Origin of the sequence: Vibrio sp. 1751 (assembly GCF_033339895.1) — a bacterium.
GTDB classification, from domain to species: Bacteria; Pseudomonadota; Gammaproteobacteria; order Enterobacterales; family Vibrionaceae; genus Vibrio; species Vibrio alginolyticus.
Genome location: NZ_JAWOVM010000010.1, coordinates 22,656 through 42,503 on the forward strand (window position 1 = coordinate 22,656; position 19,848 = coordinate 42,503).

Sequence of the window (19,848 nt, forward strand, 5' to 3'; positions counted from 1 at the left end):
TAGAAAAGCATTAATTGAATTTGTGCCTCGGATTCATTAATGCTTTTCCACCTTAAGGTATAATCCTTCCTCCTTCCTTGAATTACACTACAATTAATTGATGAGTGATAGCCCGTGACGCCCGTCACATAAAGGCTCAACCTAATTCTAAACGAGTAAATACTCGCCAAAATAACTAGGAAGGAATTTCAAATGTCTTCTGCATTCTACCAACAGATTCAGCAGCAAATCGAAGAAGTAAAGGCGGAAGGCCTTTACAAATCAGAGCGTGTCATTACGTCTCAACAGCAAGCGGCTGTTAAAATCTCTACTGGTGAAGAAGTACTAAACTTCTGTGCGAACAACTACCTTGGTCTTGCTAACCACCCGGCACTTATCGAAGCGGGTAAAGCAGGCATGGACGAGCACGGCTTTGGTATGGCTTCAGTACGTTTTATCTGTGGTACGCAAGACATCCACAAAGAGCTTGAGCAGAAGCTTTCTAAGTTCCTAGGTAAAGAAGATACGATTCTTTACACATCATGTTTCGATGCAAACGCGGGCCTATTTGAAACTATTCTAGGCAAAGAAGACGCAATCATCTCTGACGCTTTAAACCACGCGTCAATCATCGACGGTGTTCGTCTATGTAAAGCGATGCGTTTCCGCTACTCAAACAACAACATGGAAGAGCTAGAGCAACAACTGATCGCTGCGAAAGAAGCAGGTGCTCGCCACATTCTTATCGTAACGGACGGTGTGTTCTCAATGGACGGCGTAGTAGCAAACCTTCCGGCTATCTGTGACCTAGCAGAGAAGTACGGCGCATTGACTATGGTTGATGACTCTCATGCTGTTGGCTTCATGGGCAAAACAGGTGCAGGTACGCACGAGCACCACAACGTGGTTGACCGTATCGACATCATCACTGGTACGCTAGGCAAAGCAATGGGTGGCGCTTCAGGCGGTTACACATCTGGTAAAGCGGAAGTGATTGACTGGCTACGTCAGCGTTCTCGTCCATACCTATTCTCTAACTCTGTTGCACCAGCAATCGTAAGCGCTGCTCTCCGCGTTCTAGATCTACTAGAAGAGAGCGGTGACCTACGTGATCGTCTATGGGAAAACGCAGCACACTTCCGTACTCGTATGGAAGACGCTGGTTTCACAATGGGTGGTGCTGACCACGCAATCATCCCAATCATGCTTGGCGACGCAAAAGTAGCAGCAGAATTTGCAGAGCGTGCGCTGGAGAAAGGCATCTACGTAATCGGCTTCTCATTCCCTGTAGTACCAAAAGGTCAAGCACGTATCCGTACTCAAATGTCTGCGGCGCACTCTCGCGAGCAACTAGACCGTGCAATCGACGCGTTCATCCAAGTTGGTAAGGACATGGGTCTTATTTAAGATTCTAGGCCTTAGACAATAGGGCCTTTAATTAAGGTTACATTATGAAAATTAAAGCATTATCAAAGCTAAAGCCTGAAGAAGGCATCTGGATGACTGAGGTTGATAAACCTGAAGTCGGCCATAACGACATTCTGATCAAAATTAAGAAAACCGCTATCTGTGGTACAGACGTACACATCTATAACTGGGACGAATGGTCACAAAAAACCATTCCAGTGCCTATGGTTGTCGGTCACGAATACGTGGGTGAAGTGGTTGCGATTGGTCAGGAAGTTCGTGGCTTTGAAATCGGTGACCGCGTATCTGGCGAAGGTCACATCACGTGTGGTCATTGTCGTAACTGTCGTGGTGGCCGTACTCACCTATGTCGTAACACAATTGGTGTGGGTGTTAACCGTGAAGGTGCATTCGCTGAATACCTAGTGATCCCAGCGTTCAATGCGTTCAAGATCCCTGAAGGCATCTCTGACGATCTAGCGTCTATCTTTGATCCGTTTGGTAACGCAGTACACACAGCACTTTCTTTCGACCTAGTAGGCGAAGACGTGCTTATCACAGGTGCTGGCCCAATCGGTATCATGGCAGCGGCAGTAGCAAAGCACGTTGGTGCTCGTCACGTAGTGATCACAGACGTGAACGAATACCGTCTAGAACTTGCTCGTAAGATGGGTGTAACACGCGCAGTAAACGTTGCTGAAGAGAAGCTTGAAGATGTAATGGCTGAGCTAGGCATGACAGAAGGCTTCGACGTTGGTCTAGAAATGTCTGGTAACCCAGCAGCATTCAACTCAATGCTAACCACAATGAACCACGGTGGTCGCATTGCACTACTCGGTATTCCACCGTCAGACATGGGTATCGACTGGAACCAAGTTATCTTCAAAGGCTTGGTGATCAAAGGTATCTACGGTCGCGAAATGTTCGAAACTTGGTACAAGATGGCTTCACTGATCCAATCTGGTCTGGATCTATCGCCAATCATCACGCACCACTACAAGATTGATGACTTCCAAGAAGGCTTCGATGTAATGCGCAGCGGTATGTCAGGCAAAGTTATTCTTGATTGGGAATAACTTATTCAAGTAAGAAATGCGCTCCTTTTTGGGGCGCATTTTTGTTTAATGAAGATTTTTGTTTCGGGAAGAAATGGTCGCCAATCTTTTCTAAACTTCTCGTATCGTTCTGCTACTTTTTTAAGATTCTTTCCACTCAACTTCGCCCTACCTTCTAACTCATTGTCGATTCTGTATTTGGAATAAGATAATAACCATTTATTTTTAGTGGTTATTATTTAGAATTACATGCTTAAAAATCGTCACTTTTAAGTTTAATATTTTTATTTGCTGTTCGTCTTTATCCTTATCCTGCTTCTTTTTATTGTTTTACATTTTATATGCATTTGGTTTGTCATAATTGAGCTATAACTAATAAAAAGGTTACCGATATACAGTGGAATGTAAAAATGGAGCTTTATATGAAAAGATTTTATCTGATGATGCCTCTGCTCTTAACCTCATTTAGTTGGCAAGCGAGTGGAGCGTCAGTGAGCGGTACGATTGATGTTTCAATTAACCTTGTACAAGGTTGTGTGATTAATGGAAACAATGCGGTAGATGCAGCTTCTGGCGTTGGCTTTGGCTCACTCGCCTTTGGAGACGTGCCTGCAATCTTCAGTGAACAAGATGGTGTGGTAAATGGTGGTAGTGCGACGGGTATTGAAGTGCTTTGTAGTAACGGTGTGACACCGACGTTTACATTGGGCACCGGATTGTATGATGCAAGTGCGACCGTTGGTACCTACGCGATGTCAAATGGCGCGCAATTTATTGATTATACGTTGTTTACCGACTCAGACCGAAGCACACAAATTATACAAGGCGGGACGGTAGCTCTGTCTGAATTTACTAGTGCAACATCGCAAACTATTGAGCTTTTTGCGAAAGCTTACGGTACGAGCAGCATTGCCGGCACATACTCCGATACCATCAGTGTGACGCTAAGCTGGTAAAACGTGACGCTGGTTGTTAGGGGCTTTTCACTTGTCGCGATGAGTTTGTGCTCTTTAACTGTGCTGGCTGATGCGACACAAACTTTTCAGGTGTCTGCCACCGTAGATACAGGTTGTTTGATTAACGGCGCAGTACAAGAAGAAAGCGCAACCCAAGCTGGGCAAATAGGCACGTTAGATTTTGGTGAGCATTCTTCAGTTTACGCGACGGAAGTACAAGGCAGCATCACTTACAGTTCATCACTCACATTAAGTTGTACTCCGGGTATTACGATGAATGTTTCCGTAAATGGCGGGATGAATGCATCGGACGGTGTACGTAAGCTAAAGCACAGTGAAGAAGCGACAACGGTAGATTACTTTTTGTTTCAGGATCTAAATTATACGCAGGTGCTTGATATTGACACGCAATATTCCGTCGATACCGACCAAGACCCAGATAATATTCAGTTTCCTATCTGGGCAAAGGCGACAATAAATGGGAATGAAATGGCTGGAATTTATATGGATACGCTGACGCTGACATTAGAGTGGTAAGTGAACTTTGGAGGGGTGAAATGGAATTCATACTCAAAAAACTATTATTAATAACCTTCCTTTTTGTTTTTTTCTCAAATGCCAATGCTAACTCATTATTAATTTGGCCGATTTACCCCAAAATATCAGAGGAGAGTAATGCAACATCACTTTGGATGGTAAATAAAGGCAGTGTTGATTCTTATTTACAGGTGAGAATTTTTAAGTGGGAACAAAACGAAGGAGAAGATAGTTATTCAAGTCAAAGCCAGTTAATTGCAACCCCTCCGTTTGTCAAAATTGAACCAGGTGAAAAGCAGTTAATCCGCATCATCAACCAAGATGAGGCCTCTGCGGGTAAGGAGTATGCATACCGAGTGATCATAGATGAATTACCGCCAACTCAAAACCCTCAAACAGAATTGACGGAAAATGAACTCGCTGTCAAAGTCCGAATGCGTTACTCGATACCTTTGTTTATTTACGGGAAAGGGCTGACTGATACTCAAAAACCAAACCGTGACAGTGAATTATGGGATGATTTACAGGCACAGCTTATTAAGAAAAATAATCAGCGTTTTGTTCACATTAAAAATTCAGGAAAACACCATGTTCGCTTAGTGAATTTACAGTTGAATCTACCAAATAAAGATCCTGTCGTTATTTCCGATGGACTAGCTGGCTATATTCTTCCTGAACAGTATAAGGTTTGGTCTATTCCCCATAGTAATGTCAGACCCTTGAGTTTGAGCGCGAATATTGGAGGTAAACGTTACCAAATACCATTGAAGCAATAATGAATAGATTTAATACAATGAATGCTTTCTTTTGGTTGGTATTACTTAGCGTAACGTGGAGCAGTATTGGTCTTTGTGCAAATTCAGCAAACCACTTCTCTGAGCTACCGAGTCCTGAAAATTTCTCATTAGAAAAGTTTGAGAATATTAGCCTCAATCTGGAGTTGGTGATCAATCAAAGAGCAACCGGGCTTGTTGCGAAAGTTGAGCGAGTTGGCGATCAGTTCTTTTTGCTCCGGGAGGACCTCATTTCAGTTGGGGTTACCGCCAAGTCGTTGCCTGGAACCGAAGAGAGACTTGAGGTTACGTCTATCCCAGGTGTTAACGTGCGTTACTTGCAATCGTCATTGCAACTCGCAATTGACGTACCGCCTAATTGGTTACCGATGCAGAATTTATCAGCGCAGGATATGGGGCGATTTTCCCCGGCTCAGTTTGGGCGTGGTGGCCTGCTTAACTACAACGTATTTGGTGTGTACGAGAACGAAAGCCGACAAAAGGAGGTTTCTATCAATCATGAAGTCAGAGCCTTTTCTGAGTTTGGCGTTTTTTCTACTACCGGGATATTTAAATCTAACTTTCATCGCGATGTTCAGTCCCAGCAAAGCAGCCAGTACACTCGTTTTGATACGAGTTACGAGTACGTCAATCAAGAGAAGCGAATTCGTATGGAGGTAGGGGACTATATTGTTCGCCCTTTATCTTGGAGCCAACCAGTAAGACTGGCGGGTATTCAGTTGTCACATGATTTCTCTATGCGTCCGGATGTCGTGACGACGCCGTTACCTGCATTTTATGGTGAGGTCACAGCGCCCACTACGTTAGATTTGTTTATCAATGGCTTTAAAACTGACTCAATGAATGTTGGGCCCGGTCCTTTCATTATTAACGATATTCCAATGCTCTCTGGTGCTGGGGAAGCAACGGTAATTGCAACGGATGCTCAAGGTAAGCAAACGGTCATGACCAGCCCATTTTTTCTCTCTTCCGATCTACTGAAGACCGGATTTACATCTTACAGTGCGAGTATTGGTGCGATCAGAGAAAATTTCGGTAATGCATCTAACGACTATGGAGACGGTGGCGTGGTTACCGCTCTGCGTCATGGCATGACTGATTGGTTAACATTAGAAGCTCAAGCTGAAGCAAAAGATGACCTGATCGTTGCGGGGCTGGGCTTTGTCACTAATGCTTTCAACTTGGGTACGGTGGATGCCTCGTTTCGTGTGAGTAATTTTCAGGATCAATCTACCTCATATGCGCTAGGTTATAGTTATCAGTCTCGGCTGTTTAGCTTCGCTGCTCGAACTCAAGTAGAACAAGCCGACTTTTATACCTTATCTCATTTACCAAATTACGAAATGCTCGATGAAGGCAAAGACGCTTCACTCGCGTCGCGCCATCTATCACAAATCAATATGGGAGTCCGTTTGGGAGATTGGGGCTCACTTTCTGGTGGGTACTTTGATATTCAACAATCCGACTCAGATTCACGTACCCTAAATCTCACTTATAGCTACGCTCTGCCTTTTAATATCAATATGTCCCTTTCTTACAATCATAGTATTGGTGGTCAGAGTGTTACGTTGGCGCAATTCTCTCTACCTTTCAGTTCTTTGGGGGGAAGTTCGGGGCTAACGCTGAAAAGAGAGGACGATGGCGATGTGCGAGGGCGAGTGGGTTACAGCCGCCTTGCGCCAATACGAGGTGGGTGGGGCGTCAATTTAGCGCATGATATTAACGAACACCCAGAAAACCGTAAACAGGCTGATTTGACCTACCGTGCGTCATGGGCGCAGTTCAGAGCGGGGTTAAATGGCACCAGTGGCGACTATGATTATTTTGCGGAAATGGCAGGTTCGGTCTCTACGTTGGATGGAGAAATATTCCCGGCGAATGAAGTGTATGACAGCTTCGCTGTGGTGAGCACCAGTGGTTTTGAAGGTATTCCGGTTAAATATGAAAATCAAATTGTCGGAGTGACAGACGATGAAGGTTACCTACTTGTTCCTTGGGCTACGGCGTATTACACCGCCAAATATGAAATCGATCCACTTAATTTACCTGCCAATGCTGCGTTTTCTGCAACAGAGCAGTTTGCTTCGATACATTCGGGCTACGGCTACCTGTTAGAGTTCCCAATAGAGCTACAAATTGCACTGAGCATGACGGTGGTAGACGAAAATCATTTGTTCCTTCCGATTGGTACATATGGCCGCTCAGAAACGGGCTTAACAAGCCAAATTGGTTGGGATGGTTTTACGTACTTTGAAGGCGTTGACCCAGGCCGCTATATTCAGTTTTATCCTCAAGGACAGCCGCCATGTAAAGTGTTTATTGAGGGGTTGTATCAGCGTGACAGTCAAAAAATACAAACATTGCCTGAGCAGGTTTGTATCAAAGCCGAAGAAGAGACCGCACTATGATTTTGCGCAGCTGGTTTGCTAGCCTACTTCTCTTTTTCTCGTGCTCGACAATGGCTTGTCAGCTCACGGCGGCAACACCTTTAATCTTGTTTGGCAATGTTTCTTCGTTTACTGTTTCAAGCTCTCAGCAGCAAAGCTCAGCTCAGCCTCATGCGGGGATTACGTGTGACTTTTCTACACTTGTGTCTTTGTTAAGTGGCGACTACGTATCAGCAAGGTTTAACAGTATAAATAATGGTTTGCTATTAAATGAGGATGATCCGAGTTCGGAGCTCAGCTATCAGATTTTTGGCGATCCAGGTCTTTCACAAGAGTATGTATTCGGCCAAACTTACAATTTTTTTGAAATCGGGTTACTCGATTTACTCGGGTTGTTTGGCACTCAAGCCGAGTTTCCGCTCTATGCTCGGACGGGAGTGGGTAGTAATCTTTCCGCTGGGATTTATAAAGACCAAATCACCGTATCCTGGATTTGGGATTACTGTAAGGGTATCGGGGTTCTAGGGGTATGCATTGGCCGCACCAATGGCAGCGCTCAAAGCGTGATTACGGTTGAGTTAGAAGTGACCCCTGATTGTATGATCACAGCGCCAGATATTGATTTTGGTTCGTCCCCATTAGTGGCTGGTTTTGAACCGGTCAGTCAGGTTATATCGTTAACTTGTACCAAGAATAGTTCCTTCTCCATTGGCTTGAATGACGGCCTAAATGCGTCCGGCGGTCAGCGGCGAATGATTTCTAGTGGTCACTATTTGGAGTATGAAATCTATAAGTCATCAACGATGGAGCGCTGGGGAGGCACCAGTTCTGAACGTCGTGAACACAGTGACGTCGATACTGGCGGCTCCATTCCGGATGGTATCACGCCACAGAATTATAATTATCGCGCGCAGATACTAACCAGCCAAACGACCCCTCCTGCAGGTACTTACACCGACTCAATAATCGTTGACGTTCAATTTTGAGCATCATGTCAATTACATCATTAGAGGCTTCTATTCCAAAAATCTTTTGTAATCATAGTTTTCACTCTGTCACTGCTTAATTTTGTGAGATTAGTATGGCTTTATTCTCACGGAATTTAACTTTCAGAAATAAGGAAAATGATGAAGAAGTCACTAACAACATTAGGTTTGGCACTGGTATTTACAGGAACAGCTTATGCAGCAAGCTGGGGCTACGAGGGAAACCATGGACCTGCTCATTGGGGTGAGTTTGCATCTGAGTGCGCAAAAGGTCAAAACCAGAGCCCAATCAACATTGAATCGGCGACCGAAGCGAAGCTAGAAAAATTGAATTTCGACTACGAAGGTAAGGCAATTTCACTGCTGAACAACGGTCACACTTTACAGACTGGTTTAGAAGGTAAAAACACACTCACCATTGATGGTAAAGAGTTTACGTTGAAACAGTTCCACTTCCATACGCCATCTGAAAACCATGTGGACGGTAAAGAATACCCTCTAGAAGCACACTTTGTGCATGCCGACAAAGTAGGTCATCTAGCTGTTGTCGCGGTGTTCTTTAAACTGGGTGACGCGAACCCAGATCTAGCTAAGATGCTAGCTAACATTCCAACTAAAGATCAAGATGTTACCATCAAGGTTCCATTTGATGCTGATGCCCTTATCCCAAGTGATAAAGACTACTACCGCTTTAACGGCTCACTAACGACACCGCCATGCTCTGAAGGTGTACGTTGGTTGGTGATGAAAGAAGCACAAACTATTTCTCCTGAGCAGATAAAATCTTTTTCGGAAGTAATGGGGAAAAACAATCGCCCAATCCAACCGCTGAATGCACGTATGGTGTTAACGCAACAATAACCACTTCATGCGAAGAAAAATAAAAAGCCCGCTTAAACACAGCGGGCTTGATTATTTGGGTATTGGTGAGAACTAGAAGCCGTGATCTTCTTGCTCTTCCGCTTTTACCATTTGTATAGGATCAAGCTTAAGCGTCTGAGTAGGGAACGCGATATCTGCATCGTGTTCTTTAATGATGTTGATTACCTTAAGCAGTATGTCCTGCTTAACCTCATGGTATCTCACCCAATTCACGGTTTTAGTAAAGGTATAGATAAAGAAGTGCAATGATGATGGACCGAATGTATCGAAGTTGACGATAAGTGTTTGGCGTGCATCAATGTCTTTGTGATTTTTCAGCATTTCTTTTACCGCGGTGATAATTTGCGGCATTTTTTCAGCATCGTCGTAACGAAGTCCAATTTTTTCGTAGATACGTCGGTTCAGCATGCGAGATGGGTTTTCTACGACAATGCTGCTAAACACTGAGTTTGGCACATACAGTGGACGCTTATCGAAAGTTCGGATAATGGTCATACGCCAGCCAATGCGTTCTACCGTCCCCTCTATTTGTCGGTCTGGAGAACGGATCCAATCGCCAACTTTAAATGGACGATCGAAGTAGATCATAAGACCTCCAAAAAAGTTAGACAGCAAATCCTTCGCCGCTAAACCGACGATCAAACCACCAACACCACCGAAGGTAAGTAGGCCCGATAGTGACAGACCAAATGCCTGCATTACGGTTAGAATTCCGACGGTAATAAAGAACAGGCGCGCGACCTTAGCTATCGCTTGTACTGTTGTTTCATCTCGGTTCTTTTGTTCGAGTACATGCTCTTCAACATTGGTAATGAGCCGCATAACGGTCCATACGAAGATGCTGATGATTAAAATCAGTTTCAGCGTACTTAACCAGTTTATTTTATCGTTGAGCTCGCTCTCTAATATGATGCCGATAGAGACGGTTGCAGGCCAACACCAAATGAGTGTACTGACTGGCGCTTTTAGCGCATCAAGCAACATGTCATCCCAGTGGAAGGGCGTTTTCTCTACGAGCGCAGCGAGGCGAGAGCGGATCAGCCGCCAAGCTATCCAAGCTATAAAGCTAGCGAGCGTAATGAAAAGGACGCTTCCACTCCAATTTTGATGAGACGTTTCAATGTAGCTTTGTAATTCGGTAAACCACTGTGGCATATGTAACTTATTTCTAGTGAACCATGGAAGGAAAGGTAGCAGATATTACTCCTTCACCCCAGTGATTTCCTTTAAATCATTTACTTATGTCTAAACCGCCGAGATGGACTTTTCCTTCCAATGACAAGAGAGTTACCTTTACGTTTTGCTGAGCGACCGCCTCATGCATGTTCAGAGGTACGCTACCAATGATTGAGGGTTGATATTTGGACGATCAATTATAACTTCTCTGACTTATCGCTAACATTTATCTTAAGTAAGTGTGAGAGTGTATTGGCTCTTGAATTAGCGGAGGCAGATATGGAATTTACAGAGCTGGATCGAAACGCGCTCTACGACATCTGGATGTCACAAAAAGCCAAAATGCACATCACTCAAATGGAAATGGCGAAGCGCCTTGGTTTGAGTCTACACGAGTTTTCTGGCTTGTTACGTGGTAATTCTCCACTGACGCTAGGTTTTGTAAAACAGCTATGCGAGCAGCTACATGTACGTCCTGGTCAGGTGATTCCGTCTTTGACGGAGCGTGATCTATCTGCATCTGGTACCGTTTATTTACAAAATCGTGTGACGGTGGATGGCGATATCAGTAACGTGTTTATCGACGGAAACCAAGTCGTGATCGAGTACGTTCACCAAGTTAGCTAGCTTGCTCGTCAAATTATCGGGTTGAAGAGCAATAAAAAACGAGCCACTGTTGGCTCGTTTTTTCGTTTCTGTTTTGCTCGATTGCAAAGATTATGGGATTTTCACTAGCGAATCGCGTGAAAGATCCGCGATAGACTTCGCGCCAGTAAGCGTCATAGCTACACGCATTTCTTTGTCGTACAGATCCAGTAGGTTTTCAACGCCTGCGCCGCCTTGTGCAGCCAATGCGTACACAAATGAACGACCAAGAAGCGTACAGTCTGCACCAAGTGCGAGCATACGAACGACATCAAGACCAGTACGAATACCAGAGTCTACGAAGATCTTAAGATCACCTTTTACCGCATCCGCAATGCTTGGCAGTGCTTTAGCACTTGAAAGTACGCCATCTAACTGACGGCCACCATGGTTAGATACCACAATGCCATCTGCGCCGAAACGTACCGCATCTTTCGCGTCTTCTTCATCTAGAATGCCTTTGATAACCATTGGGCCATCCCAAAAATCACGAATCCACTCAAGATCTTTCCAGGAGATAGAAGGGTCGAAGTTTGCGCCTAACCAGCCGATGTAATCTTCTAGCTTTGTTGGTTCGCCACGATAAGTAGAGATGTTACCTAAGTCGTGCGGTTTACCAAGTAGACCCACATCCAGCGCCCAGCTTGGGTGGCGCATCGCCTGGAATACACGACGCATGGCTGCGTTAGGACCACTCATACCTGAGTGCATGTCACGGTAACGTGCGCCAGGAACTGGCATATCAACGGTAAACACCAGCGTTGTTACACCTGCTGCTTTTGCACGCTCAAGTACGTTTTTCATAAAGCCACGGTCTTTAAGCACGTAAAGCTGGAACCACATTGGACGTTCAATTGCAGGTGCGACTTCTTCAATCGGACAAACCGAAACAGTCGACATAGTAAATGGGATGCCTTTTTTCTCGGCTGCTTTTGCTGCTTGCACCTCGCCTCGGCGCGCGTACATACCAGTTAGACCAACAGGAGCTAGCGCGATTGGCATTGCCAGTTTCTCACCGAAGATCTCGGTTTCGAGGCTCAAATCTGTCATATCGCGTAGGACGCGTTGGCGAAGAGCGACATCACCTAAATCGTCAGTATTACGCTTCAGCGTGCGTTCGTCGTAAGAGCCGCCATCAATATAATGGAATAGAAACGGGGGAAGCTTGGCTTTCGCGGCAGCGCGGTAGTCAGTAGAAGCTGAGATAATCATAATGGTGTCCTAGCGGTTATTCTAAGCAAAGTTGTGGAGCAATTTGCTCTTTCGTTGAGTCTTCATCGCAAAGCAGTGAAGACATCAAAATGAGTATAGTTACCTATGGTTCACTTACGTTTGAACCGGTGATGTTGGTAACCCATTTACATAATTGGTTGAAAAATTTTATTAAATCACTCAATCAGTTATGCAAACTGGAAAGGATGACACAGCTGTCGGGGGAATTGATGTAGCAAGCTAAATCAACATGTCGGGGTAGTAGTGCAGACAGCTGTGTCAAATTAGGCAGGGTTGTAAACCCTGCGTTTCGCGTTACTTCATTAAGACATCTGTCATTTGGAAGCCATAAATCAGCACCAATCCAATAATGCCTGTCATTACAATGTAGTAGAACGTAGGGATAATCGTCTTACGCAATGTTGCGCCTTCTCGACCAAGCAAACCTACCGTGGCTGATGCGGCAACAACGTTGTGAATCGCAATCATGTTACCTGCAGCAGCACCGACGGCCTGGAGTGATACAACAATCACACTCGAAATAGACAACGTTTGTGCCACTTCGAATTGGAACTGGCTGAACATCATATTTGATACCGTGTTTGAGCCAGCGATGAACGCACCCAGTGCACCAACGGTGGCACTCAGCGCTGGGAACGCAGAACCAACAAGGTCAGAGGCGAAGTTTGCGGTTGTGACGGGCATACTTGCTAGGTCAGCACCGTTGATGCCTGAGTTGATAAAGATACGAACCATCGGAATGGTAAATACCAAGACAAAACCCGCCCCAATCAGTGTTTTGCTTGACTCGCCAAACGCTTCACGCAATGGCTTTACACTACCGCTTTGTAACATTGCAGCAAGTAGTGCGACAAACACCAGAATGCCACCAGGAAGGTATAACGGCTGAATCGCAGCGCTAACGCCAGTCTCACCAAGAATGTTGCTGAACGACAAACTTACGCTTTGTACAAAGCCTTTCAGCTCAGGGCTAACGCGGCTTGCGACGAGAATAACTGCCAGCATTACATATGGAACCCAAGCTTTTACGATGCTCATTGGCTTGCCCGGATTGTCGTTTAGATCGACTTTTAGCGAGCCTAACCACTCTGCAGGCCATTTGTCTTCGCTTTCGAAATCCCACTTAGTCTTTGGTACTAAGAAGCCTTTTTTCGCTGCGGTAACAACGATAGACAGACCAACCAAACCACCGATAAGTGAAGGAAACTCTGCGCCCAAGAATACGCCGGTTAACGCGTATGGAACGGTGAAAGAGACACCAGCGAATAGCGCAAATGGTAGAATATCCAGGCCTTCACTCCAGCTTCTGTTCTTGCCGAAAAAGCGTGTTAACATCATCGCCATTAATACTGGGATCATCGTACCTACGACTGCGTGAATGACAGCAACGTGCGCTGTGATATCTTGCAGGTACATTTCCCACGTTGCACCTTGTGCGGCCAACGACTCACTGATGTTATGGGTGTCTAAACCTTTGTTTACACCTACGATGATAGGCGTGCCTACCGCGCCGAATGAAACAGGCGTAGACTGAATCATCATGCCCATTAGGACAGCGGCTAGCGCAGGGAAGCCGATTGCAACCAGCAGTGGTGCAGCGATTGCTGCCGGGGTACCGAACCCAGATGCGCCTTCAATGAACGAGCCAAAGCACCAAGCAATGATGATGGCTTGTACACGGCGGTCAGCCGAAATATCGGTAAATCCATTACGGATTGTGGTGATCGCTCCAGTGTGTTTTAAAGTGTTGAGCAAGAAGATGGCACCAAACACGATCCATAGAACAGAGACAGTAATGCCGAGTCCTTGGAATACGGAAGCCAGTACGCGATTGGCTGACATATCCCAAAACATAAGTGCGATAGCGACGGTTAGACCGAACGCAACAGGCATGGCTTTTTTAGCAGGCCAGTTGAGACCAACCAATAAGATGGCGGCAACAACAATTGGCGAAAATGCCACTAGGGCAAGTAGGGTTTCACTCATTTGTACATCCTTCGTACGCTGACTTCTCGAACGGTGTCAATCCGCTGTAGAGGTGACTTTTTGTTGTAATGGTTTTGTTAATTTGGCGTGAATTTACTCCTTTATTTTTTGTTGATATAGGGAAATAATGAAAATAATTAATTCCAAAAGTGACATAATGGTATGAGAGCAGACGACTTAATCCTATTTTCTCAAGTAATCGAACTTGGCAGCTTTAGTAAGGTTGCAGAGGCAAATAACCTTACAAATTCGGTAGTTAGCAAAAGAATGGCGAGGTTGGAGGAAGAAATAGGGGCTCAGCTATTATATCGAACAACGCGCAAATTAACCTTGACCGAGGCAGGTAAGGTGTTACTCCACAGTGCTAAAAATGTGAAGCAGGCCACTCAGGAGGCTATGGATGCTGTTGCAGGCTTTGGAGAGAATGTGAGCGGTCATATAAAAATGTCCGTGCCGTGTATCTCTGGAGATTTGATACTTGCTGATGCTGTTGCCGAGTTTTGTAACCTTCATCCGGGTCTGACCGTGGACATGTCATTGGATAACCGCTTTGTCGATTTAGTGGCTGATGGTTACGACTTAGTCATTCGAACTGGCTACCTAGCCGACTCCAGTTTGATCGCACGACATATTCTCGATTCCCAATGGGTGGTATGCGCGTCACCTTCTTATATTGCGAAAAATGGGAAACCGATCGAGCCGATTGATCTCACCACGCACAATTGTCTGCAATACGCTTACCAAACCACAGGTGCAACGGATTGGGAGTTTAAAGGAGAAGATGGCAATTACATCGTCAAAGTATCGGGCTGCTTTTCTACTGATAACGCGACCGCATTACGTAAAGCCGCTCTGGGCGGCCATGGTATTGCTTACGTCCCGCGCTGCTTGGTGTATCACGATATTCGTAATGGTCAACTGGTGGATATTTTTCCTGAATTAGTAGGTAAAAAGTTGGGTATCTACGCGGTGTATCCGTTTACTCGTCAACCACCGAACAAAGTGAAGCTGCTTATTGAGCACATTCGTGACCGGTACTTAACGATATCTCATTATTTCTAGGTTCTTCATAGATTTAAAACAATGTCGTTGAAATCAAAATTGGGTGCTCTAAGGTAATCACCGCAATAAAACGATTGAAGATAAACAACTTAATAAAAACAACGGAGTAACACGGACGTTATGCATTACCCAAAAACACGTAAAGATTCTGTCGTGGACACTTATTTTGGTCACGACATTGCCGACCCTTATCGCTGGTTAGAAGATGATCGCAGTGAAGAAACCGCACAATGGGTTTCGGGTCAAAATTCGGTCACCTTCGATTTCCTTGGTCAGATACCGTACCGCCAACAAATCCGTGACTTAGTGGCGAACAGTCAAAACTACGAAAAATATTCCCAGCCATTTGTACGTGGTGACTACACCTACTTCTACAAAAACGACGGTTTGCAAAACCAAAGCGTATTGTATCGACGTAAAGGCGAGGGAGAAGCCGAGGTTTTCCTTGATCCAAATACTTTCTCCGAAGAGGGCACGACCTCTCTTGGCGAAGTCAGCTTCTCTAAAGACTACCGTTTGGTCGCGTATTCCATCTCAGAAGGGGGTAGTGATTGGCGTAAGATCTTTGTCATTGATACGGAAACCAAAGAACAGTTAGAGCCTGAGATTGTTGATGCGAAGTTTACGTCGATTTCTTGGCTGGGCAGCAAAGGCTTCTATTACTCAAGCTACGATAAGCCGCAAGGCAGCGAGTTGTCTGCTCGAACTGAGCATCACAAGCTTTATTATCATGAACTTGGTACCCCTCAATCTGAAGATAAAGTGATTTTTGGTGAGTTGGATACGCAAGTTCATCGTTATGTGTCTGGTACGACGACGACAGATGATCGCTTCCTCATTATTTCTGGCGCAGAATCTACATCGGGTAATCGTCTGTTTTATATCGATTTACAGTCTGACTCCCAAGCAATTGTGACGCTGCGCGATACAACGCAAGGCGACACCTACTTAATTGATAGCCAAGACGCAACCTTGCTGCTTTACACCAACCTAGACGCGCCGAATGGCAAAGTTGTCAGCTACAACACTCAGACAGAACAATGGGCTGACGTGATTGCTGAACAAGAACAGCCGTTAGAAATCAGCAAAGGTGGCGGTTATCTGTTTGCGACTTATATGGTAGATGTGCTTTCTAAAGTGCAGCAGTTTAACTACCAAGGTGAGTGGATTCGAGATGTACAATTGCCGGGAGAAGGCACGGCTTATGGTCTGGCGGGTAAAAAAGAAGAAACCACACTTTATTACACATTCACTAACTACGTGACGCCTCCGACGATCTTCTCATTTGATGTCGAATCTGGTGGATCGACACTGTTTCAGGAATCAAAGGCACCGTTCGATCGTAATGAGTATGAATCAAAACAGGTGTTTTACACCTCAAAAGACGGCACGCAAGTTCCGATGATCATTTCATACAAGAAGGGCGTTGCACTTGATGGTAGAGCACCAACCATGTTGTATGGTTACGGCGGTTTTAACATCAGCCTTACTCCAATGTTTTCTGGCAATGTAGCCAACTGGCTAGAGTTGGGTGGTATATACGCTGTCGCCAACATGCGAGGCGGCGGTGAATACGGTAAAGCCTGGCACAACGCAGGCACTCAGCAGCAAAAGCAAAACGTGTTTGATGACTTTATTGCGGCGGCGGAATACCTGATTGAATACGACTACACTAGCTCGGATCGCCTAGCGATTCGCGGTGGTTCTAATGGTGGTTTGTTAGTTGGAGCGTGTATGACGCAACGCCCTGAACTATTCAAAGTCGCGCTGCCTGCGGTTGGCGTGCTTGATATACTGCGTTACCACACGTTTACGTCTGGAGAAGGCTGGAAGTATGACTATGGCACGTCTGAACAAAGCGAAGCGATGTTCCAATACTTGCTTGGCTACTCTCCTGTTCACAATGTAAAAGAAGGCGTGCAGTATCCTGCGACATTGGTGACAACTGCCGATCACGACGATCGTGTGGTTCCAGCACATTCGTACAAGTTTATTGCGGAGCTGCAAGACAAACAGCAAGGCGCTAATCCAGTATTGATACGCATTGATGTTAATGCCGGTCATGGTGCAGGAATGCCGCTGAGTAAGCAAATTGACCTCACCACAGACGTGTATGCATTTACGTTACATAATATGGGTATTGAGTCGATTTAATGCCCTAGTTGTTCGAAGCTTCTGAGAATAAAAAATGCCGCGACAGTGTCGCGGCATTTTTCATGGTTGGGGGAACTCAATTCATACTGTTTGCCAGTATTTGAGCCAGGTTGACTAAGTCTGACTCTTGAACCAACCAGTCTCGGCGGCCAAACCGAAAGGCAGCTACGCCATTCTTAAGACAAGATGAATTTATCACCTTTTCTTAATCCTAGTTTATGAATATGAAACTGTGATGAACCTAAGCCGCATTGTGCTGATTTTCACTGTTTTCAAGATCAAATGAGGCATCTATCAGTTTTTTCGTGTAGTCATTTTTAGGGTTTTGGAAAATCTTTTCGGCCGTACCTTGTTCCATGACCTCGCCCTTTTGCATGACTAGAACACGATCAGAGAGTGCTTTAACTACTGATAGATCGTGGCTAATAAACAAGTAGCCAATATTGTGTTTTTTCTGCAAATCTTTCAGAAGGTCAATCACTGTCAGTTGCACCGAGCGGTCTAATGCAGAGGTTGGCTCATCAAGCAGAATAAACGAAGGTTCAAGGATCAGTGCTCGCGCGATAGCAATACGCTGACGCTGGCCTCCTGAAAACTCGTGCGGATAACGGTTGATGGACGCGGGATCTAAGCGGACCTCACGGAGCACGTCGCGCGCTTTCTGCATACGTTCTTTTTTACTCAACATTGGTTGGTGGACAGTTAATCCTTCTGTGATGATCTCGCCGATAGTCATACGAGGAGAAAGCGAACCATAAGGGTCTTGGAATACCATCTGAACGTCTTTTTTCAGCTCAAAGCGTTCTTTGTTTGTCAGCAAGGCCATATCTTGGCCTTTGTATTCTATTTTGCCAGTTGAGGGCAGTAGACCTATCAAAGCTCGGCCGAGTGTAGACTTACCTGAACCGGACTCCCCAACGATCCCGAGGGTCTCTCCTTGTTTAAGCTCAAGAGAAATGCCTTTTACCGCTTCGAAGTACTCATTCTTGCTCGCAATAAAATGCGACTTTACCAAGAATTTGACTCGTATATCGTCGGCCTTTAAAAGCTGTGTAGCACTTTCGCTAATAGGCTCCTTACTGCCTTTAGGAATCGAGTTGATTAGCATACGTGTGTATTCGTGCTTTGGGTCCTCGAAGAGTATTTGCGTTTCGCCTTCTTCGACGACTTCTCCTTTACACATCACAATGACACGGTCTGCAAAGTGTTTTACGACGCCTAAGTCATGAGTAATAAATAGGATTGCCATGCCCATCTGAGCCTGAATTTCTTTAATCAGGTGCAACACTTCTGCTTGAACCGTGACATCCAACGCCGTTGTTGGTTCGTCGGCGATCAAAATATCGGGCTCGTTAATCAGTGCCATCGCAATCATGATGCGTTGCAATTGACCACCAGAAAATTCGTGTGGGTACTTGTTGTACGCTTTTTCTGGGTTTGGCATATGAACCAATTCAAACAGCTCTAACACCTTTTCTTTTGCTGTTCGTCTGTCGACCGGGCGGTGACACATTATGGCCTCAGCGACTTGGATACCCACCCGCATGTACGGGTTTAGTGAGGTCATCGGCTCTTGAAAAATCATGCCAATGCGATCACCGCGAATATTTTGCATTTCACGCTCTGTTTTATCCAAGATGGAGCTACCCTCAAACATGATGGATGAGCTTTCATGCAAAATAGCGTTGTCTGGCAGTAGTTTCATCAGTGCATTGGTTGATACTGACTTGCCAGAGCCAGATTCGCCAACGATGGACAGCGTCTCGCCTGCTTTTAAATCGAAGCTAACATTCTTTACTGCATCGACGATCCCATCGTTTGTCGTAAAGCTGACTGATAGGTTGTTCACCGAAAGAATGGTTTTAGAAGACATCACAGATCCTTGTGGTTGATAAAGCAAATGATACTCAAGTAATGGATAGCACAAACCTAGCTGGCCTCAATGCTTGAGCTTTAGATTAATTATACAGGTGAGAAGGCGAAGATTTTGCCGAACTCATTGCTTGCAAATGTAAGAACTGCTCATGCGCGCGCGTTACGTGCTCGAGTTCTATCATCCATTGAGCATTACGTTGGGCAGAGCAAAATGCCGCCATGTGAGCTAACAAGTCTTCGCTCTGTTGACCAAGTAGGTGACCTACGCGCTCAATCAGTTCATGGCTCTCTAGCTGCAAAAATTGAAATAGCGCGTAAGTTTGATTGAGTATTGAGAACGCATCATGCTGTAAGCCGAGTTTGTTGAGAATCTCTGATTGCGTCACGCTGGCATCTCTAAGCCCCGTAATGAGACATACAAACTGGCAAGGTTTAGTTTGTGCATTTTCTAGCGCTAGATGAATGTGGTTGGGTAGATTGTTGAGCACGTCGTCATATAAACGATGAGCTTCTGGCCAATGGCCTTGTTCCATCAGTTGCTCCGCTTTTAAGTAGCGCATCCAGCATTGCTCAATATTCATATCCATCTCCACAACATTTGATTTGTTTAGATATTAAATGAAATTGATTATCAATTGCAAGTGCGCGTTAATATCACTTGTGTGTTCATAAAATGTCCAATCAATCTAGGGTGGAAGGTAAATCACTTAAAATTAAGCAAATAATCTCTACAC

At 45.1% G+C, this 19,848-nt stretch carries 16 protein-coding genes; 11 read left to right on the plus strand and 5 right to left on the minus strand.

The annotated features are described in order from the left end of the window. Nucleotides 1–192: 192 nt before the first annotated feature. The 8 genes from R7041_RS05845 to R7041_RS05880 all read left to right on the plus strand — a co-directional run bounded on the left by R7041_RS05845 (nucleotide 193) and on the right by R7041_RS05880 (nucleotide 8,962). Nucleotides 193–1,386, plus strand: a complete 1,194-nt coding sequence (locus R7041_RS05845; RefSeq protein ID WP_206949146.1) for a glycine C-acetyltransferase — start codon at nucleotides 193–195, stop codon at nucleotides 1,384–1,386. Between the two features lie 44 nt (nucleotides 1,387–1,430). After that, nucleotides 1,431–2,462, plus strand: coding sequence for an L-threonine 3-dehydrogenase (gene tdh / locus R7041_RS05850; protein WP_005383983.1), 1,032 nt, complete (start codon nucleotides 1,431–1,433; stop codon nucleotides 2,460–2,462). A gap of 389 nt (nucleotides 2,463–2,851) precedes the next feature. Beyond that, a complete protein-coding gene (locus tag R7041_RS05855) occupies nucleotides 2,852–3,397 on the plus strand; it encodes a spore coat U domain-containing protein (protein ID WP_005375099.1) in 546 nt (181 codons plus the stop codon). 39 nt (nucleotides 3,398–3,436) lie between these two features. Further along, nucleotides 3,437–3,934, plus strand: a complete 498-nt coding sequence (locus R7041_RS05860) for a spore coat U domain-containing protein (RefSeq protein WP_017820521.1) — start codon at nucleotides 3,437–3,439, stop codon at nucleotides 3,932–3,934. A 20-nt stretch (nucleotides 3,935–3,954) separates the two neighbouring features. Beyond that, nucleotides 3,955–4,710: a molecular chaperone gene (locus tag R7041_RS05865; RefSeq protein WP_206949145.1), complete on the plus strand. Its 756-nt coding sequence runs from the start codon at nucleotides 3,955–3,957 to the stop codon at nucleotides 4,708–4,710. Next, the gene (locus R7041_RS05870; protein WP_373921216.1) at nucleotides 4,710–7,136 is read left to right on the plus strand and encodes a fimbria/pilus outer membrane usher protein; all 2,427 of its coding nucleotides are present in this window, start codon (nucleotides 4,710–4,712) and stop codon (nucleotides 7,134–7,136) included. Before R7041_RS05865 ends, R7041_RS05870 begins: the two co-directional genes overlap by 1 nt. After that, complete coding sequence (locus R7041_RS05875; RefSeq protein WP_318073946.1) at nucleotides 7,133–8,101, plus strand: spore coat protein U domain-containing protein; 969 nt, start codon at nucleotides 7,133–7,135, stop codon at nucleotides 8,099–8,101. The genes R7041_RS05870 and R7041_RS05875 overlap by 4 nt, the downstream gene beginning before the upstream one ends. Before the next feature lie 141 nt (nucleotides 8,102–8,242). After that, the gene (locus R7041_RS05880; protein ID WP_005375106.1) at nucleotides 8,243–8,962 is read left to right on the plus strand and encodes a carbonic anhydrase; all 720 of its coding nucleotides are present in this window, start codon (nucleotides 8,243–8,245) and stop codon (nucleotides 8,960–8,962) included. A 72-nt stretch (nucleotides 8,963–9,034) separates the two neighbouring features. On the opposite strand, the gene R7041_RS05885 is transcribed toward R7041_RS05880, so the two are convergent. After that, entirely contained in the window at nucleotides 9,035–10,138 is a 1,104-nt protein-coding gene (locus R7041_RS05885; protein WP_005375107.1) for a mechanosensitive ion channel family protein, read from the minus strand. Nucleotides 10,139–10,438: 300 nt separating this feature from the next. Between R7041_RS05885 and R7041_RS05890 the strand changes: the two genes are divergently transcribed. Then, nucleotides 10,439–10,786, plus strand: a complete 348-nt coding sequence (locus tag R7041_RS05890) for a helix-turn-helix domain-containing protein (RefSeq protein WP_005375109.1) — start codon at nucleotides 10,439–10,441, stop codon at nucleotides 10,784–10,786. 90 nt (nucleotides 10,787–10,876) lie between these two features. Here the strand turns inward: R7041_RS05890 and lldD are convergent, their stop codons facing one another. Together lldD and R7041_RS05900 are read right to left on the minus strand one after the other, a co-directional pair. Continuing rightward, nucleotides 10,877–12,016 (minus strand): FMN-dependent L-lactate dehydrogenase LldD, encoded by a 1,140-nt coding sequence (lldD, locus tag R7041_RS05895; protein ID WP_005383962.1) that lies wholly within the window; start codon nucleotides 12,014–12,016, stop codon nucleotides 10,877–10,879. 315 nt (nucleotides 12,017–12,331) lie between these two features. Then, the gene (locus tag R7041_RS05900; protein WP_005375111.1) at nucleotides 12,332–14,023 is read right to left on the minus strand and encodes an L-lactate permease; all 1,692 of its coding nucleotides are present in this window, start codon (nucleotides 14,021–14,023) and stop codon (nucleotides 12,332–12,334) included. A gap of 162 nt (nucleotides 14,024–14,185) precedes the next feature. Between R7041_RS05900 and R7041_RS05905 the strand changes: the two genes are divergently transcribed. Beyond that, a complete protein-coding gene (locus tag R7041_RS05905) occupies nucleotides 14,186–15,085 on the plus strand; it encodes a LysR family transcriptional regulator (RefSeq protein ID WP_005375112.1) in 900 nt (299 codons plus the stop codon). 120 nt (nucleotides 15,086–15,205) lie between these two features. Next, a complete protein-coding gene (locus R7041_RS05910; protein WP_258512318.1) occupies nucleotides 15,206–17,239 on the plus strand; it encodes a prolyl oligopeptidase family serine peptidase in 2,034 nt (677 codons plus the stop codon). Between the two features lie 241 nt (nucleotides 17,240–17,480). Here the strand turns inward: R7041_RS05910 and R7041_RS05915 are convergent, their stop codons facing one another. Together R7041_RS05915 and R7041_RS05920 are read right to left on the minus strand one after the other, a co-directional pair. Next, complete coding sequence (locus tag R7041_RS05915) at nucleotides 17,481–19,112, minus strand: ABC transporter ATP-binding protein (RefSeq protein ID WP_206949143.1); 1,632 nt, start codon at nucleotides 19,110–19,112, stop codon at nucleotides 17,481–17,483. An 85-nt stretch (nucleotides 19,113–19,197) separates the two neighbouring features. Further along, on the minus strand, nucleotides 19,198–19,695 hold the full coding sequence (locus R7041_RS05920; protein ID WP_005375116.1) for a hypothetical protein: 498 nt from the start codon (nucleotides 19,693–19,695) through the stop codon (nucleotides 19,198–19,200). Nucleotides 19,696–19,848 lie beyond the last annotated feature (153 nt).

Bases quoted from the DNA above. Each gene is read 5' to 3' on its own strand.
- R7041_RS05875 (WP_318073946.1), top strand. From the start codon at position 7,133: ATGATTTTGCGCAGCTGGTTTGCTAGCCTACTTCTCTTTTTCTCGTGC.
- R7041_RS05915 (WP_206949143.1), bottom strand. From the start codon at position 19,112: ATGTCTTCTAAAACCATTCTTTCGGTGAACAACCTATCAGTCAGCTTT.
- R7041_RS05870 (WP_373921216.1), top strand. From the start codon at position 4,710: ATGAATAGATTTAATACAATGAATGCTTTCTTTTGGTTGGTATTACTT.
- R7041_RS05900 (WP_005375111.1), bottom strand. From the start codon at position 14,023: ATGAGTGAAACCCTACTTGCCCTAGTGGCATTTTCGCCAATTGTTGTT.
- R7041_RS05920 (WP_005375116.1), bottom strand. From the start codon at position 19,695: ATGAATATTGAGCAATGCTGGATGCGCTACTTAAAAGCGGAGCAACTG.
- R7041_RS05905 (WP_005375112.1), top strand. From the start codon at position 14,186: ATGAGAGCAGACGACTTAATCCTATTTTCTCAAGTAATCGAACTTGGC.
- R7041_RS05860 (WP_017820521.1), top strand. From the start codon at position 3,437: ATGAGTTTGTGCTCTTTAACTGTGCTGGCTGATGCGACACAAACTTTT.
- R7041_RS05890 (WP_005375109.1), top strand. From the start codon at position 10,439: ATGGAATTTACAGAGCTGGATCGAAACGCGCTCTACGACATCTGGATG.
- R7041_RS05865 (WP_206949145.1), top strand. From the start codon at position 3,955: ATGGAATTCATACTCAAAAAACTATTATTAATAACCTTCCTTTTTGTT.
- R7041_RS05885 (WP_005375107.1), bottom strand. From the start codon at position 10,138: ATGCCACAGTGGTTTACCGAATTACAAAGCTACATTGAAACGTCTCAT.
- R7041_RS05855 (WP_005375099.1), top strand. From the start codon at position 2,852: ATGGAGCTTTATATGAAAAGATTTTATCTGATGATGCCTCTGCTCTTA.
- R7041_RS05845 (WP_206949146.1), top strand. From the start codon at position 193: ATGTCTTCTGCATTCTACCAACAGATTCAGCAGCAAATCGAAGAAGTA.
- lldD (WP_005383962.1), bottom strand. From the start codon at position 12,016: ATGATTATCTCAGCTTCTACTGACTACCGCGCTGCCGCGAAAGCCAAG.
- R7041_RS05880 (WP_005375106.1), top strand. From the start codon at position 8,243: ATGAAGAAGTCACTAACAACATTAGGTTTGGCACTGGTATTTACAGGA.
- tdh (WP_005383983.1), top strand. From the start codon at position 1,431: ATGAAAATTAAAGCATTATCAAAGCTAAAGCCTGAAGAAGGCATCTGG.
- R7041_RS05910 (WP_258512318.1), top strand. From the start codon at position 15,206: ATGCATTACCCAAAAACACGTAAAGATTCTGTCGTGGACACTTATTTT.